The following is a 15,947-nucleotide window of genomic DNA, read 5'->3' on the forward strand; positions in this document are numbered from 1 at the left end:
AAGGAGCCCGCATGAAGATCAACGGAACGGACCTCGCGGTCGAGGTCGAGGGCAGCGGTCCCGCTGTGCTGCTGGTGCACGGCCTTGGCGGCACCGGCAACTTCTACCAGGTCCAGGCCGACGCGCTGGCCTCGAGCCGCCAGGTGATCCGCGTCGACTCCGCGGGTGCCGGGCGCTCCGGCCTGCGTGAGGGCATCGGCATCGAGTCGCACGCCGACGACCTGGCCGCGGTGCTCGACCAGGTCGGCGTCGCGTCGGCGGCCGTGGTCGGGCACTCGATGGGCACGCTCGTCGCCCGCAGCTTCGCGGCCCGCCACCGGGACAAGGTGACTGCGCTGGCGCTGCTCGGCGCCGTCGCGGAGCCGCCCGAGGCCGGGCGCCAGGCCCAGCACGACCGCGCGGCCCTGCTCCGCGCGGAAGGCACCGCGGCCGTGGCGCCGGGCGTCGTCGCCAACGCGCTGTCGGAAGCCACCCGCCGCGACAAGCCCGAGGTGGCGGCGTTCGTGCGGGAGCTCGTGATGCGCCAGGACGCCGAGGGCTACGCGCGCAACTGCGAGGCGCTCGCCGCCGCGACCGACCCCGGGCCTGTCGATCCCGCGTTGCCGCTGCTGCTGATCACCGGTGCCGACGACAAGGTCGGCCCGCCCGCCGTGAGCGAGGCGCTCGCCGCCGCCCACGGCAGCGCGAACCTGGAGGTGCTGCCGGGCGTCGGTCACTGGACCGCGCTCGAAGCCGCCGCCGACGTCACCTCGATGCTGCTGAAGTTCCTTTAACCACAACGTTTTCGCGCCTCAACGACGAGGAGGAACCACCGTGCCGCTCACCGCCGACAGGACCCTGTTCCGCGAAGTGTCCATTCTGGACTCCACGGGCGCGCTGCCCTACCGGGGCGACGTGCTCGTGGACCACGACCGCATCACCGCCGTCGGCACCGTCGACCCGGCCGCCGCCCAGGGCTCGCGGGTGGTCGAGGGCCGCGGCCGCACGCTGATGTCCGGGCTGTGCGACGCCCACACCCACTTCACCTGGAACAACAGCGCCGACCTCGACGGGCTGGCCGCCCTGCCGGTGGAGGAGCACCTGCTGTTCGCCGTGGAGTCGGCCAAGTCCTATCTGGACTCCGGCTACACGATGTGCCTGGGTGCCGCGTCGGCGAAGGATCGGCTCGACGTCGTGTGCCGCGACGCGATCAACGCCGGGCGGATCCCCGGCCCGCGTTACCTCGCCAACGGACCCGAGATCGCCGTGACGGGCGGGGAGCTCGTGAAGGGCATCACCTGGTTCGCTGACGGCCCCGACGAGATGCGCAAAGCCGTGCGCCGTCTCGTCGAGATCGGCGTCGACCAGATCAAGCTGTCGATGACCGGCGAGGAGATCACCGGCACGCAGCGCGCCGAGGACACCTACATGTCCGACGAGGAGGTGGCGATGGCCGTCGCCGAGGCACACCGGCGGGGCAAGCGGGTGTGCGCCCACGCGCGCAGCGCCGAGAGCGTGAAGATGTGCGTGCGCCACGGCGTCGACATCGTCTACCACGCCAGCTTCACCGACCCCGAGGGCATGGATCTGCTCGAGCAGGCCAGAGACTGGGTGTTCGTGGCGCCGGGTGTCAACTGGCTCGTCGCGACGCTCTACGAAGCCGCCGACTTCGGGTTCCCGCAGGAGGCGGCCGAAGCTGTCGGCTACAAGCGCGAGCTGGAAAAGGCGACGGCGGCGATGATCGAGATGCACCGGCGCGGCATCCGCGTGCTGCCCGGCGGTGACTACGGCTTCGCCTGGACCCCGCACGGCACCTACGCGCGCGACCTGCAACATTTCGTCGAGCGCTTCGAGTTCACGCCGATGGAGGCCATCCTCGCCGCCACCGCGCAGGGCGGCGAGATCATGCTGCGCGGCGACGAGCTCGGCAAGGTCCAGCCCGGGTACCTCGCCGACCTGCTGCTCGTGGACGGCGACCCGCTCGCCGACATCACCGTGTTGCAGGACAAGGAAAAGCTCCACGCGATCATGAAGGACGGCCAGTTCCACAAAGACCCGGCCTGAGCCCGTCCGCGGTGCGCCGCCCGGCCGGGGGCGGCGCACCGGGAGCTCTCACCGGACCGCGCTCAGCAGGCCCGTGCGGTCGTGGCAGCCGAGGTAGCGGAATTCCTGCTCGCCGGCGTCGGTCACGGTGACCTCGTGGTAGAGCCGCAGCCGCGCCGCCGGCGCCTGCGTGGACAGGTACTTCATGGCAGCGCGGAAGATCGCGACGTGCGTCGGGTGCGATTCGGCCCACGCCTCGAGGTCGGCGAGGCTGTGCCACCAGCTCATCCCGTAGCTCTTGTCCGTCTCGGCACCGGTGTCGTCGGTGACGCGTACGTAGCGGTTGGCGTAGCAGCCGATGCCGAGTCCGTCGTCGCGCAGGAACTCCATGCCGGCGCGCAGCACGGGTTCCACGTCGCCGAGGTACATCCCGCGTTCGTCGCCCTCGGTCTCGGTCCACTCCTGGCCGGAGCGGATGAGGCACAGGTTTCCCCGCGGCGACACGGTGACGACGCCCGTCTCCGGATCGGTCTCCGCGGTCGGCCGACTGCCGGGTTCGAGCCGGTCGGTCTGCGCGATCGGCAGCCGGTCGCGGGCGCCGCCCCAGTAGTCGTGTTCGTGCTGCGGGCCGGTCCACGCTTCGCGGGCCTTCGCCCAGCGGTCGTACTCGGCGGGATCGGTCCAGTAGAACGTGGTGAGCACGGTCGCGTAGCCGGCCTCGTCGACGAACCGCGCCCGGTCGTGGTGGTCGGGCGCGTGCTCGCCTGAGTGTGCGGAATCGAGCGCCGCGAGTGCGGCGACCACCATCGGCGGTGGCTGCGGTGTCCGGTACTGAACACCGAGGTACGCCATCACCACCTGGTCGACGGCGGGGTCGAAGCGCGCGGAGAACGACGGGTAGGGCGGGTGAAAGCTGTCCGGCTTGCGGCGCGGTGGACCCGGTCGACGCGCATGTGCTCGCGATCGAGGATTCCACGGCGTCACCCCGCCGTTTCGTGGTGGGTCATGGTGGCCTCCGGGGAACGTGGTGCCGGTTGTTGCCGACCGAACGTAGACACGGGGGCCACCTGTGACTTGCTTCACAGCGCACCGGGAGTTGCTGCACAGCGCATGTGCGATTCCGAACGTCCGATTTCGAACACCTCGAACATCACACGATCCACAGTGGACTCGAGGCGCGGACTCGCAGCACGGGCTCACCACCACGGGCTCGCGTCCGGCCGGCTCACACCGTCGCGGTCAGCTCCGGGTACAGCGCCTCCACCGGACCGGACAGGTTTTCCTTGATGTCTCGCGACGTCTTGTCCGCCAGTACCTCGAGCGCGCCCGCTTCCAGTCCGTCGTAGATCGCCGTCACGATGTCGCGCGGGTCTTCCTTCTCGACGGTCAGCGCCCGGGTCATCGGGGTGTCGGTGTAGCCGAGGTGCGCACCCAGCACGTGCGTCTTCTGGCCGGCGAGGTCGAGCCGCAGTGAGTTGGTGATCTGCCACAGTGCGGCTTTGCTCGACGAGTACGCGCCCGACTTGGCCAGCCAGCTCAGTGCCGAGTGGATGTCGACGAGGGCACCGCCGCCGTTGGCCGCCAGCACGGGCGCGAACGCCTGCGCGACGGCGAGCGCGCCGAAGACGTTCGTCTCGTACATCGCGCGCACCTCGGCCAGCGGCACGGTGAGCAGGCTCTGCCGTCCGCTGACTCCCGCGTTGTTCACCACCACCGTGGTGTCCGGGGCAGCCGCGGCCGCGGCTGCGACCGAGGCCTCGTCGGTGACGTCGAGCGCGAGCGGCACCACGCGCTCGTCGTCCCACTGGCGCGGCGTGCGCGCCGTGGCGTACACACGCCGCGCCCCGCGCTCCAGTGCCTGGTTGACGAACTCGATGCCGAGCCCGCCGTTCGCCCCGGTGACCAGGACAACCGCACCCTGCAGATCGGTCATGACTTCCTCCGGTTCTCTTGCTTGTCAATTCCAAGTTAGCAAGCTGACTCCGAAATGCCAAGTGTGATGTACGATGGGGGTCATGAAGGCCATGGCGATCCCGACCAACAGCCGCTGCTCGATCGCGCGCAGCCTGGAGGTGCTGGGGCAGAAGTGGAGTCTGCTGATCGTCCGCGAGGCGTTTCGCGGGCGGACCCGCTTCGCCGAGTTCCAGAAGATCGGCGTGCCGACGGATCTCCTCGCGTCCCGGCTGGAATCCCTGGTCGAGGCGGGAATCCTCGCTCGGCGGCCCTATCAGGAGCCGGGGCAACGGGCCCGCGTCGAGTACGTGCTCACCCCGGTCGGCGAGGACCTGCTGCCGGTGCTGGCCGCGCTGTCGGAGTGGGGCGACGAGTACCTCCCGACCGGCCACGGCCCGGCGACGGTCTACGTCGACACGACCGACGACCGGCCCGTGCACCTGGCCTTCGTCGACGAAGACGGCCACGTCGTCGACCCCGCGAAGGTCGCCTACCGCCGCGGGCCGGGGGCGCTCGAAGACTGACGCGTCAGGCGCGGTCTGCGAGCACGTCGTCGGCGTCGGTGCTCAGCGCCAGGTCGCGCTGGGCGGTGAGCGCTTCGAGGCGCTGCTGCCACGCGGTGGTGATGGCCTCGTAGGCCGCGGCGCCGAACACGAGCCGCCGGGGCGCGGGCGTGGTGCTCGCGGAGGTGATGATCGCGCGGGCGATCTTCGCCGGATCGCCCGCGACGGCGTGGCGCAGCGTGGTTTCGTCCATCCCGCCCGCGAGCGCGCCGCGCACCTGGCCGAGCACGCCGTCCTCGTAGGCGGGCAGCGGTTCGGCCTGCGCGATGTTGGCGTTGAACGCCGTGCGCGTGCCGCCCGGGGCGATCAACGTCACCGAAATCCCGAACGCCGCCAGCTCCACCGCCGCCGACTCGAAGAAGCCCTCGACGCCGAACTTCGACGCGTTGTACACGCTCATGCCCGGGTCCGGCACGTGGCCGCCGGAGCTGGACATCTGGATGATCCGCCCACCGGCCTGCGCCCGCAGCCACGGCGTGACCGCGCGCGTGAGGTGAATCGGTCCGAGCAGGTTCACGGCGAGCTGCCGGTTCAGCAGCTCGTCCGACAGCTCCTCGGCGGCGCCCAGCGCACCGAAGCCGGCGCTGGAGAACACGACGTCGATCCGGTCGAGCTCGGTGAAGGCCTGCTCGACCGTCGCGTGGACGGTCTTGGGATCGGTGACGTCCAGCTCCGCGGTCCACAGCCGATCGCCGTGCCGGCGCGCGAGCTCCTTCAGTGCCGGGCTCAGATCGCGGCTCGTGGCGGCGACGCGGTGGCCGCCGGCCAGCAGCTGGGCGGTGACCTCGAGCCCGAAGCCGGAGCCGGCGCCGGTGATGAGCCAGGTCTGGGTGGGAGCAGGCACGACGGAGTCCTTTCGGTAGGCGTCCGCCAATGTAGTCGCCGGCAACAATCTAGTCAACGACTACATAGCCCGACGAGCTCAGTCGAAGCGGGAGTCGTCACCCCAGATCTTGTCCTGGGACGATTCACTCGACGGCGACACGCGGATCACAGCCCCGGTGGCGTCGATGTCCAGCACGGTGACGGTGATCCGGTTGGCCAGGCTCACGTAGCCCTCGCCGCGGAAATGGCCCTTGATGTCGGGCAGTTCGGTGCGGTCGATGGCGAAGTCCAGCCGGTCGGGCGCCGACTGCGTGAGCGTCAGCCGGCGCGTGGCGAACCGCGCGTCGAGCGGCACGGTCACGGAACCGTGGATGAGCACGTCGCACGAACCGTCGCGGCACGCGGTGAGGTCGGACCCGTCTTTCGCGATCAAGGTGCGCGACGTCGGCGTGGTGGGCTGGGCCGGCACCGTCGAGACGGACGGTGGCGCCACGATCGGCTCGGGCGGCGGCGGAGGTGGCTGGGGCGGCGTCGAACAGCCCGCCGCGAGCAGCAAGAACGAGCAGGCGAGCGCTTTTCTCATGCGCTCTTGGTAGCACCTCGCCGGGCCGGCGGGCGGGGCTTCGCGGATTCCGGGGCCGCCGCGCTCGGCACGGTGGCCCCGGAACCGAATCCGGTCAGGCCGGATTGTCGCCGTGGGTCAGGGTCTCCCACGAGACAAACAAGTCGTTGCTGCCCTGGGGACGGTGGCTCGTGGTGTAGGCCTGAGTGTTGGTCATGGCGATGCCGAGGCGGTTGTGCAGCGCGTTGTACCCGACCTCGGTCACCGGGCCGAGGCCGCGCTTGACCGTGCCGCCGCAGAGCCACGACGGTGCGGCGGTGAGCTCGTACTTGGTCTGGAAGCCCAGCGCCTGGCGCAGCCGCTCGCCGATGTCGGTGCCGTAGAGGTCCTGGCCCTGGATGCGCGAGGTCTCGGCCACCTCCGCGATCGCGGCGATGCCGTAGCCGGTGTGGACGAAGTCGCGGCAGGTCTCCTGGGTGAGACCGTCGACGAAGGTGGACTGGCCCTGCCAGTAGCCGACGATCTGGTCGCGGGTGTTCAGGCCGCTGCCGGGCACGGTCTTCGGGAGCGCGCCGTCGGAGCTGAGGTAGATGAACGCGGGCACGCGGTTGCGGTAAATCGACATGCCGCGGTCGTAGATCGTCTTGTCCTCGAGGAACACGCCGATGCCGACGATGGCCTCGGCGATGCTGAGCTCCCAGTTGCCGGTGCGCCCGTCGCTGCCCTGGATCTCGTTGTAGTAGACGTTGCGCAGCATCGTGGCGAACCGGCCGGAGTTGGGCCACGTCCCGTAGGCGTACTTGATGATCTCCGCCGCGCGCGGCCACGTCGAGGCCGACCAGGCGGTCTGCAGGTGCGCGTTGTCGCTGGTGTGGTCCTTGATGGTGGCCGACCACGCGTCCATGATCTGGATGGCCTTGTTCGCGTAGCGCGCGTCGCGGGTCACGTACCAGGCCAGGGACTGCGTGTACGCGGCGATCGCGTCCTCACGCTCGTCGGTGCAGCCGTTGTTGGGCATCGAGCTGGGCCCGCAGTCGACCACGGCGCGCGGGTGCGGCGTGTAAGACAGCGACGCGTACTTCGAGCCCATCATCGAGTCGTACGCTTGTTTCTGTGGCTGCGTGCCGGCCTGCACGCGCTGGCGCATGGTGTCCAGCTGAGCCTGGCTGACCAGCACGCCCGGGTGTGTGAAGGTGGCCGGCGCGGGCGGTGCCGCGGGTGCGGCCGGCTGGGCCGACGCCGCCGGACCGGTGGCGATCACCACGGCGGTGGCGGCCGCGGCCGCCAGGCAACGAACGAACTTCCGGTGCATGAGCTGCCCTTCGTCCACGACTTTGAGAACAGGGCGCAGGCTGGCGGACCGTGCGTGAAAGGTGAATTTACTTCACTCCCATTGGTCTGGTCCACCGAGTGCGAAAACCCGTGTTCCACTGGCAGGGACGGCTTTTTCCTTGCGGCAGTGGCAGTCTCACGGTGGGGGCAGCGTGCCGCGCTCCAGGATGTTGGCGTAGATGTTCTCCATCGCCTCGGTCAGCGGGGTGAGCAGCTCGGCGGGCAGGCCGTCGAAGAAGAGGCCGCGCACCAGCTCGACGTGGCCCGGCGCCGCCTTCTCCAGCAGCTCGCGGCCCTGCGCGGTCAAGGTGACCTCGGTGGCGCGCCGGTCGGTGCTCGAGGTGCGCGCGTCGACGAGCCCGCGCGTCGCCATGCGGCGCACGTGGTGGCCGGTGCGGCTGCGTTCCCAGCCGATCTGGTTGGCCAGCGCGGTCATCTGCATCCGCTCGCCGGGGGCGTTCGCGAGTGCGGTGAGCACGTCGTAGTCCGGCATGGACAGGTCGCTGTCGGTCTGCAGCTGCCGGTTGATCTCGTAGCTCAGCCGCAGCTGGACGCGGATGTAGGCGAGCCAGGCGCGCTGCTGGCGTGCGTCGAGCCAGGGGTCGTTTTTGCCTTTAGGTGACATGTCCCGTAATCTGTCGTAGTGGTCGGCGGTGGAGCGAAGGGGCCCCATTGTCCCGCGCAGACCGGCCGAGCGGAACGACCACGCCTGGGCCGGGCGAGTACAGGGACGGGAAACACGGTAATGAACGCACTACAGGGGAAGACCGCCGTCGTCACAGGCGGCTCGAGCGGCATCGGGCTCGCGACGGCCCGGCGGTTCGCGGACGAGGGCGCGCGCGTCTTCGTGACGGGACGGCGCAAGGACGTGCTGGACGCGGCCGTCGCGGACATCGGCGGCGACGTGACCGGGGTCCAGGTGGACAGCTCCGACCCGGCCGACCTCGACCGGCTCTACGAAACCGTCGGCGGGCCGATCGACGTGCTCTTCGCCAACGCGGGCGGCGGCGAGTTCTCGACGTTGGCCCAGGTCACCGAGCAGCACTTCGACGAGACCTTCGGAACCAACGTGAAAGGCACGCTGTTCACGGTCCAGAAAGCGCTTCCTCTGCTGACGGACGGTGCTTCGGTGATCCTGACCGGTTCGACCGCGGGCACGAAGGGCACCGATGCTTTCGGCGTGTACGCCGCGTCGAAGGCGGCTGTCCGCTCGTTCGCGCGGACGTGGGCGAAAGAGCTGAGCGGCCGCGGGATTCGGGTCAACTCGGTGAGCCCGGGACCGGTCGACACACCGGGGATCAGCGGGCTCGCGAGCGCCGATTTCGGCGAGGAGCAGCTGAAGGCGGCGCTGGTGAGCTCTGTCCCCTTGGGACGGATGGGCCGGCCGGAGGAGATCGCGTCGGTGGCGCTGTTCCTCGCGACGGACGCCAGCAGCTTCGTCACCGGGGTGGAGCTCTTCGCCGACGGCGGGGCGAACCAGGTATGACCCTCGACATCGGCCGCGTCGGAATCTGGAGCGTCGAGCTGCGCACGGCCGCGCCGGACGAGATCGCCGACGCGGCGGCCGAACTCGACGAGCTGAGCTTCGGCGCGCTCTGGATCCCCGGTTTGGGTGGCGGCGACATAGTGGGAGACCTCGAGCGGCTGCTCGAGGTGACCCGAGGGCTCACGGTCGCGCCGGCGGTGTCGAGCATCTGGCGCCACCCGGCGAAGGAACTGGCCGCGGGCCACGCGCGGCTCACGGGGACCTACGGCGACCGGGTGCTACTCGGTCTCGGCGTGAGCGACCCGGGCACCGCCGCCGAGCACGGCCACGAGTATCGGCCGCTGCACGACATGGCCGCGTACCTCGACGAGCTCGACGCCGAGCCGGACCCGGTGGCGGCGGAACGGCTGATCCTCGCGGCGATGGGGCCGAAGATGGTCGGTCTGGCGCGGCGGCGGGCCGGCGGGACGCACCCGTTCCTCGTCACAGCGGACTACTCGGCGACGGCGCGCGAACTGCTCGGTACCGGGCCATTGCTCGCGCCGTACCTGGCCGTGACCCTGGAGCGGGACCCGGCGAAGGCGCGGGCAGCCGGCCGGGGTTTCCTCGCCTGGTTCTTCGGGGCGCCTGCCTACCGCAAGAGCCTGCTGGCGCAGGGGTTCACGGAAGCCGATCTTGCCGAGGGCGGCAGCGACCGGCTCGTGGACAGCGTCCTCGCCTGGGGCGACATCGACGCGATCGGCAAGCGCGTGGAGGAACACCTCCAGGCGGGCGCGGACCACGTGGCCCTTCACGTAGTAGGCGGCGGTGACGGTATGCCGATGCCGCAGTGGCGTGAGCTCGCCGGGCTGGCTCAGAGCGCCGGATAGTCCGTGTAGCCCTCGGCGCCGCCGCCGTAGAAGGTGGCGGGGTCGGGGGAGTTGAGGGCCGCGCCGGTCCGCAGGCGGGCGACGACGTCGGGGTTGGCCAGCGCCAGGCGGCCGAGGGTGACGAGGTCGGCGAGGCCGCTTTCGACGTCGGCGGCGCGTTCTCGGACGGTGGCGCCCGGGCGGGTCAGCAGCAGCGGGCCGGGGAACGCGGTGCGCAGTTCGGCCAGGAGCGCGTCATCGCCGTGGTGGGTGACATGGAGGAAGGCGAGGTCGAGGCGGGCGAGGGCGCGGACCAGGTGGGCGTAGGTCGCCGGCCCGGTCTCGCCTTCGTCGATGCCGAAGCCGCGCAGGCCGGGGGAGAGGCGCACGGCCGTGCGGTCGGCGCCGATCTCCGCGGCGACGGCCTCGGTCACCTCGAGCGCGAACCGGGTGCGGCCGGCGATGGAGCCGCCGTACGCGTCGGTGCGGTGGTTGGCGTTGGCCGAGAGGAACTGCTGCACGAGGAAACCGTTGGCGCCGTGGACTTCCACACCGTCGGCGCCGGCCTCGATCGCGGCGGCGGCCGCGCGGCGGAAGTCGTCGACGGTCGCGCGGACCTCTTTCGTGGACAGCTCCCGCGGTGGCGGGACCTGCTGGTTGCCGCTCGGGGTGTGGATGCCGACGCCCGCCGCGACGGCCGACGGCGCGACCGGCACCCGGCCGTGCGGCGTGTTGTCGGGGTGCGCAACGCGGCCGGCGTGCATGAGCTGCACGAACAGGTGCCCGCCCGCGTCGTGCACCGCCTTGGTGACCTGCTGCCAGCCGGCGATGTGCGCGTCGGTGCGGCAGCCGTGGCTGAGCAGGAACCCCTGCCCGTCGGCCGAGGGCTGCGTGCCGCCGGTGATCAGCAACCCGAGCGACGCTCGTTGCGCGAAGTACTCGGCGTCGAGCGGGGTGGGTGATCCGTCGGGCAGCGCGCGGTTGCGCATCATCGGCGACAGCGCCAGCCGGTGGCGCAAACGCATGCGGCCGACGTCGACGGGACTCCAGAGACCGGGCACGCGGGTTCCTTCCCTCGGCTGGCTGACTGTCTGTACTGGATCGTACAGAACGAAGTGTACGGTTCGGTCCAGTGGGGGTTGGACTCTTCGTCCATGCTGGATGTAGTGTCCAGATCATGGACGGGAGGACGGCGCGCTGGGCGCCGGTGTGCGAGGCGATCGTGCGCCTGCTTTCGCCGCACGCGGAGGTGGTGCTGCACGACCCGCGCACGGACTGCGTGCTCGGCATCTGGAACGCGTTCTCCGGGCGTGAACCCGGGGACCCGTCGCTGCTCGGCGAGCTCGACGGCCTGCGGCCCGCGGGGAAGGACGTCTACGGCCCGTACCCGAAGTCACTGCCCGACGGACGGCGGCTGTCGAGTGTGAGCGCCGTGGTGAGAGACGAACACGGCAATGCCGAAGTGGTGTTGTGCGTGAACGTCGACCGCACCGCGTTCGACCAGGCCGCGCAGTTGCTGTCCGGGTTCGCGGCTCCGGTGACCGGACAGCCCCAGGCGTTGTTCGAACGCGACTGGACCGAGACGCTCAACGACGTGGTGGGCGAGTTCGTTCGCGATCACGCCACCCCGGTCGAGGTGTTGACCCGCGAACAGCGCCTGGTGCTTCTCGCACGTCTGGACGCCGCCGGCGTGTTCGCGCAGCGACGATCCGTGCCCGTGGTCGCACGCGCGTTGCGCATCTCCCGTTCGGCCACCTACCAACTGCTCGCCGAGATGCGCAAGGAGCCCGATGCCGACGCTTCCTGACTTCCGCCTGGAGACGTACTTCTCCCGCTGGGAGTTCACCGCCCGCCACCACCTCACGGCGTCCGACGTGCAGACCATGACCGTCGCCGAACTGCTGGCGCTGGCCGACGACGACGGCCGCGAACGCTGGGGAACTCTCGCGCTCGGCTACACCGAGACCTACGGCCTGCCCGCGCTGCGGGAGGAGATCGCCGCGACCTACACCGACGTCGGCCCCGAGGACGTGCTGTGCTTCGCCGGCGCCGAAGAAGGCCTCTACCTGGCGATGCGGACGTTGCTCGAACCCGGCGACCACGCCGTGGTGATCACGCCGAACTATCAGGCCGCCGAGACGATCCCGCTCGCGATCGGCGAGGTGTCCGGCGTCGCGCTGCGGCCCGAGGACGGCTGGGCCCTCGACGTCGACGAGATCGAGCGGCAGCTGCGGCCCACCACGCGCCTGGTGTCGGTGAACTTCCCCAACAACCCGACCGGCGCCGTGCCGGACCTCGAGACCTGGACGCGGCTCGTGCGCCTGTGCGAGGAGCGCGGCGTGCTGCTGTTCAGCGACGAGGTCTACCGCGGGCTGGAGCTCGATCCGCCGGCGACGCTGCCGCAGGCCGCCGACCTGTCCACGTCGGCGCTTTCGCTCAACGTGATGTCCAAGGCCTACGGGCTCCCTGGCCTGCGCGTGGGCTGGATCGCCTGCCGCGACCCGCAAATCCTGCGGCGGCTCGAGCGGGCCAAGCACTACACGTCGATCTGCAACTCGGCGCCGAGCGAGGTGCTCGCGCTGATCGGGCTGCGCGCGCGGGACGCGATCCTGGCGCGCAACCGCGCGGTGATCGCGGAGAACGTGCCGAAGTTCGACGCGTTTTTCGAGAATTACCAAGATCTGTTCGATTGGGCACCGCCACAGGGCGGCTGCGTGTGCTTCCCGCGCTACCTCGGCGCGGACGGCGTCGAGGCGATGTGCACCGAGCTCGTCGAGCAGCGCGGCGTGCTGCTGCTGCCGGCGAGCATCTACCGATCCGACCTCACGGCGACGCCCGAGGACCGGTTCCGCGTCGGCGTGGGCCGTCGTGGTCCGGACGAAGGGCTGGCCGCGTGGGCGGAGTTCCTGGAGGAGCGGCGATGACGCTGGACGTGGTGGGACTGCCCGAGATCGAGGCCGTGGCGACGCGGGGGCTGGTGTTCGACGCCGTACGCGGCGCGTTGATCGCGCACGCCGAGGGCCGCGCGCAGATGCCCGCCCCGATCGCGATGTGGTTCCCCGAGGCCGAGGGCGATTGCCACGTGAAGGCCGGCTACCTCGAAGGCGCCTCGCACTTCGGCGTGAAGGTGGCGTCGGGCTTCTACCGCAACGCCGAGCGCGGCCTGCCGACCAACAGCGGCCTCATGCTGGTCTTCGACGCCTCGACCGGCGTGCCCGCCGCGGTGCTGGCCGACGAGGGCTGGCTCACGGCGTGGCGGACGGCCGCCGCCGGCGCCCTGATCACCCACGCGCTGACCCCGCCGGACGTCGACGAGGTGGCCGTGTTCGGCACGGGACTGCAGGCGCGGCTGCAGGTCGAGTGGCTCGCGGACTTGCGGCCGCTGACCCGGGTGCGGGTGTGCGGGCGGCGGCCCGAGGCCGTTCGGAAGCTGTGTGCCGAGCTGGGCGAAGCCGGGCTGACGGCCGCGCCCGCGACCGCGGAGGAAGCGGCGGCCACGCCGTGCGTGATCACGGCGACGGCGTCGACCAGCCCGGTGGCGCCGGCGGAAGCGTTCGCCGCGGTGCACGTGACCGGGATCGGCACCGACCTGCCGGGCAAGGCGGAGCTGCCGGCCGGGCTGTTCGCCCGCGCCACGGCGATCGCGACCGACGACCACGCGCAGTGCCTCGCGCACGGCGACTTCGGCAACGCTGTACGGGCCGGGACCGTCGCCGACGACGCGGACGTTGCCGTCGGGCTGGTCCTGCGCGACGGGGTGCGGGATCGCTCCGGCCTGACGATCGCCGATCTCACCGGCGTCGGCGTGGCCGACGCCGCGGTGGCGACGGCCGTGTTCCGGCACCTGGGCTGAACTCCGCCGCGTGGCGGGCCCGGCGCCGCGGGTCGGCGACGCTTGGCGGATGAACGCGGCGGGTGCCGGCCGGGAGGATGGACGGCACCCGCACTCCTGGAGGCCCGCATGGACTACGCGTTCGATCCCGAGATCGCCGCCGCTCTCCCGATGATCCCCGACACCGGCGATCTGAGGGACCTGGTGTCGGCGCGGGAAAAGATGAAGGAGATGACGGCCGAGCTGGTCGGCGACGTCGACGAGACCGGCGTGACCGTGCGCGACACGACCGTGCCCGGCCCCGAGGGCGCGCCCGACGCGGCTGTTCGGATTTACACACCGGACAACATCGCGTCGCCCGCGCTGCTGTTCAACGTTCACGGCGGCGGCTTCATCGTCGGTGACGTCGACACCGATCACGCGGTCGTGGTCGAGCTCGCGCGGGACCTCGGGGTGGTCGTGGTGTCGGTGGACTACCGGCTCGCGCCCGAGGCGCCGTACCCGGCGGGCCTGGAGGACTGCTACGCGGCGCTCGTGTGGTCGGTCAAGCACGCCGACGAGCTCGGCATCGACCCCGAGCGCGTGGTCATCCACGGCGTCAGCGCGGGCGGCGGCCTGTGCGCCGCGCTCGCGCTGCTGGCGCGCGACCGCGGCGGGCCGGCCATCGCGTTCCAGTTCCTCGGCATCCCGGAGATCGACGATCGCCTGCAGACGCCCAGCATGCGCCGCTTCGACGACACTCCACTGTGGAACCTCCCCAACGCCGAGCTCAGCTGGGACTGCTACCTCGGCCCGGGCGTCCGCGGCACCGACGGCGTGCCCGTCTACGCCGCGCCCTCCCGCGCGACCGACTTGGCGGACCTCCCGCCCGCGTATATCTCGGTGATGGAGTTCGACCCGCTGCGCGACGAGGGCATCGCCTACGCGCAGGCGCTGCTGGCCGCCGGCGTGACCACCGAGCTGCACCTGTTCCCCGGTACCTTCCACGGCTCCGCCATGGTCCGCCACGCGACCATTACCCACCGCGAGGCCGCGGAGTCCCGCGCTGTGCTGGCGCGGGCGCTGGGTGTGGAGCTGGGCTGACGTTTTGAGACGACGCGGTGTGGCGACGCGGCGTGGCGTGGCGACGTGGCGTCGTGACGTGGCGTGGCGTGGTGACGCGGTGTGGTGACGCAGCGTGGTGCCGTCGCGTGATGCCGTCGCGTGCGACGCGGTGTGGCGTGGTGACGTGGCGTGGCGACGCGGCGCCCGGGTGGCCGCCCGGACGCCGCGTCTTCGTTGTGTGGCTTGGTTTCGGGCTCCGGCCGCGGCTGGTCAGGTGCGGTGGGCCGGTCGGTGAGCCAGCAGGGCGAGCCGGGTGCGGAAGCGGCCGGCGGGGTCGTCCAGCGGCCAGCCGAGCGCGTCTTCCACGTGGGCGAGCCGGGTGGCGACGGAGCTGTGGTGGCGGTGCAGCGCGACGGCCGCCTGGCGCAGGGAACCGTTGCGGCAGAAGGCTTCGAGCGCTTCGAGGTCGGGCGCGTCGAGGGCTCGGACGTCGGGCTGCGTCCGCAGGCGGTCGGCGGGGATCTGCGCCAGGAGGGTCAGCGACCCGAGGTTCTCGTGGACCACAAGCGGCTCCGTCGCGGGCACGGCGAAGCGCTCGGCGAGGCGAGCCTGTAGCCAGGACCGCCGCGCCTGGAGCCCGGCGACGGCATCGCCCACCCCCACCCGCACACTCCCGGACGACCCACGTTCGCGAGCGTGCAGGGAAAGTGCGTTTTCCAACACCCCCACCACCGTGGCCGGCCCCTCTCTGGGCTGCACCAGCACCGCCGCGACCTCCCCGACCACCGCGACCCGCGCACCCAGCGCCGTACCCCCGCGAGCAACCAGGGCGACAGCGGCGGCGCCCGGGTCGCGCCCGTCCTCGGCCCCGACCGCGACGACCCGCAACGGCCGCCCCACGTCCAGCCCGAGCAACACGAGCGCCCGCGACCGGTCCTCCTCCGCCGCGCGCTCACCCAGCGCCAACTCCACCAGCGCCGGGTCCGCCAAATGCGGCTGCGCGCCCTGTGGCGCCGGCCCCAGCACCCGCGCGGCGATCGCGAAGCGCTCCAGCACGAGATCGTCGAGCGGCCCGGGCTCGCCGTCCCGCTCGAGCCACACCCGCCCCGCGGCCTCACCCCCGAGCTCGGTCGCCACAACGCGTGGTGCTGCCAGCGCCTCGCCGCCGCGCTCGCTCTCCTGGGTGGGGGTCTTGTCGTCGTGTGTGTCGGTGAGGTCGGTTGGGACGGCGCGTGGTGCTGCCAGCGCCTCGCCGCGCAGGTCGCTCGCCGGGGTGCGTGCCTCGGCGGGGGTCTCGCGCCCGTCGTCGAAGCCGGTCGCCACCAGACAGGGGTGAGCCGGGGCCGCGTCGTCAGGCGTGAGTCCACCGGGGTCGGCCGCGGCTGTGTGAGCTTCCCTGCCGGTCTCGCGCCCGCCGCCGAGGTCGGTTGCCCCGGGCCGAGGTTCGCCCGGTGTCCTGCCGTCGCGCGTGGGGCTGCCC

The 15,947-nt window shown here is 71.6% G+C and carries 17 protein-coding genes; 9 read left to right on the top strand and 8 right to left on the bottom strand.

What is annotated here, in order from left to right; all coding sequences use genetic code 11:
* Window positions 1–11 precede the first annotated feature (11 nt).
* Window positions 12–773, top strand: a complete 762-nt coding sequence (locus AB0M56_RS14650; RefSeq protein ID WP_364175336.1) for an alpha/beta hydrolase — start codon at window positions 12–14, stop codon at window positions 771–773.
* 40 nt (window positions 774–813) lie between these two features.
* The gene (locus tag AB0M56_RS14655; protein WP_364175339.1) at window positions 814–2,043 is read left to right on the top strand and encodes an amidohydrolase family protein; all 1,230 of its coding nucleotides are present in this window, start codon (window positions 814–816) and stop codon (window positions 2,041–2,043) included.
* Between the two features lie 48 nt (window positions 2,044–2,091).
* On the opposite strand, the gene AB0M56_RS14660 is transcribed toward AB0M56_RS14655, so the two are convergent.
* Window positions 2,092–2,874 carry a phenylacetaldoxime dehydratase family protein gene (locus AB0M56_RS14660; RefSeq protein WP_364175342.1) on the bottom strand — a complete coding sequence of 261 codons (783 nt, stop codon included), beginning with the start codon at window positions 2,872–2,874 and terminating at the stop codon, window positions 2,092–2,094.
* Between the two features lie 373 nt (window positions 2,875–3,247).
* Window positions 3,248–3,955, bottom strand: coding sequence for an SDR family oxidoreductase (locus AB0M56_RS14665; RefSeq protein WP_364175345.1), 708 nt, complete (start codon window positions 3,953–3,955; stop codon window positions 3,248–3,250).
* Between the two features lie 82 nt (window positions 3,956–4,037).
* Here AB0M56_RS14665 and AB0M56_RS14670 point away from each other — a divergent pair, with 82 nt between their 5' ends.
* Window positions 4,038–4,499, top strand: a complete 462-nt coding sequence (locus AB0M56_RS14670) for a helix-turn-helix domain-containing protein (RefSeq protein ID WP_364175348.1) — start codon at window positions 4,038–4,040, stop codon at window positions 4,497–4,499.
* A gap of 4 nt (window positions 4,500–4,503) precedes the next feature.
* On the opposite strand, the gene AB0M56_RS14675 is transcribed toward AB0M56_RS14670, so the two are convergent.
* The 4 genes from AB0M56_RS14675 to AB0M56_RS14690 form a co-directional block, all read right to left on the bottom strand.
* The gene (locus AB0M56_RS14675) at window positions 4,504–5,382 is read right to left on the bottom strand and encodes an SDR family oxidoreductase (RefSeq protein WP_364175351.1); all 879 of its coding nucleotides are present in this window, start codon (window positions 5,380–5,382) and stop codon (window positions 4,504–4,506) included.
* A 78-nt stretch (window positions 5,383–5,460) separates the two neighbouring features.
* Complete coding sequence (locus tag AB0M56_RS14680; protein ID WP_364175353.1) at window positions 5,461–5,946, bottom strand: hypothetical protein; 486 nt, start codon at window positions 5,944–5,946, stop codon at window positions 5,461–5,463.
* Between the two features lie 94 nt (window positions 5,947–6,040).
* Window positions 6,041–7,255: an alginate lyase family protein gene (locus AB0M56_RS14685; RefSeq protein WP_364175356.1), complete on the bottom strand. Its 1,215-nt coding sequence runs from the start codon at window positions 7,253–7,255 to the stop codon at window positions 6,041–6,043.
* Between the two features lie 138 nt (window positions 7,256–7,393).
* A complete protein-coding gene (locus tag AB0M56_RS14690; protein WP_364175359.1) occupies window positions 7,394–7,882 on the bottom strand; it encodes a MarR family winged helix-turn-helix transcriptional regulator in 489 nt (162 codons plus the stop codon).
* A gap of 120 nt (window positions 7,883–8,002) precedes the next feature.
* On the opposite strand from AB0M56_RS14690, the gene AB0M56_RS14695 reads away from it, so the two are divergent.
* Both AB0M56_RS14695 and AB0M56_RS14700 read left to right on the top strand, forming a co-directional pair.
* A complete protein-coding gene (locus AB0M56_RS14695; RefSeq protein ID WP_364175362.1) occupies window positions 8,003–8,743 on the top strand; it encodes an SDR family oxidoreductase in 741 nt (246 codons plus the stop codon).
* Window positions 8,740–9,612, top strand: coding sequence for a TIGR03620 family F420-dependent LLM class oxidoreductase (locus AB0M56_RS14700; RefSeq protein WP_364175365.1), 873 nt, complete (start codon window positions 8,740–8,742; stop codon window positions 9,610–9,612). Before AB0M56_RS14695 ends, AB0M56_RS14700 begins: the two co-directional genes overlap by 4 nt.
* Here the strand turns inward: AB0M56_RS14700 and AB0M56_RS14705 are convergent.
* A complete protein-coding gene (locus tag AB0M56_RS14705) occupies window positions 9,597–10,652 on the bottom strand; it encodes an alkene reductase (protein ID WP_364175368.1) in 1,056 nt (351 codons plus the stop codon). The genes AB0M56_RS14700 and AB0M56_RS14705 overlap by 16 nt on opposite strands.
* 116 nt (window positions 10,653–10,768) lie before the next feature.
* Between AB0M56_RS14705 and AB0M56_RS14710 the strand changes: the two genes are divergently transcribed.
* From AB0M56_RS14710 to AB0M56_RS14725, 4 genes are all read left to right on the top strand, one after another.
* Window positions 10,769–11,398, top strand: coding sequence for a PAS domain-containing protein (locus tag AB0M56_RS14710; protein WP_220239138.1), 630 nt, complete (start codon window positions 10,769–10,771; stop codon window positions 11,396–11,398).
* Window positions 11,382–12,515 carry an aminotransferase class I/II-fold pyridoxal phosphate-dependent enzyme gene (locus AB0M56_RS14715; protein ID WP_364175372.1) on the top strand — a complete coding sequence of 378 codons (1,134 nt, stop codon included), beginning with the start codon at window positions 11,382–11,384 and terminating at the stop codon, window positions 12,513–12,515. The genes AB0M56_RS14710 and AB0M56_RS14715 overlap by 17 nt, the downstream gene beginning before the upstream one ends.
* Entirely contained in the window at window positions 12,512–13,444 is a 933-nt protein-coding gene (locus AB0M56_RS14720) for a hypothetical protein (protein WP_364175375.1), read from the top strand. Before AB0M56_RS14715 ends, AB0M56_RS14720 begins: the two co-directional genes overlap by 4 nt.
* A 108-nt stretch (window positions 13,445–13,552) precedes the next feature.
* Window positions 13,553–14,506, top strand: a complete 954-nt coding sequence (locus AB0M56_RS14725) for an alpha/beta hydrolase (protein WP_364175377.1) — start codon at window positions 13,553–13,555, stop codon at window positions 14,504–14,506.
* Between the two features lie 231 nt (window positions 14,507–14,737).
* Here the strand turns inward: AB0M56_RS14725 and AB0M56_RS14730 are convergent, their stop codons facing one another.
* Window positions 14,738–15,790, bottom strand: coding sequence for a helix-turn-helix domain-containing protein (locus AB0M56_RS14730; RefSeq protein ID WP_364175380.1), 1,053 nt, complete (start codon window positions 15,788–15,790; stop codon window positions 14,738–14,740).
* Window positions 15,791–15,947: the final 157 nt, after the last annotated feature.

Source organism: Amycolatopsis sp. NPDC051372 (assembly GCF_040682095.1).
Classification (GTDB): Bacteria; Actinomycetota; Actinomycetes; order Mycobacteriales; family Pseudonocardiaceae; genus Amycolatopsis.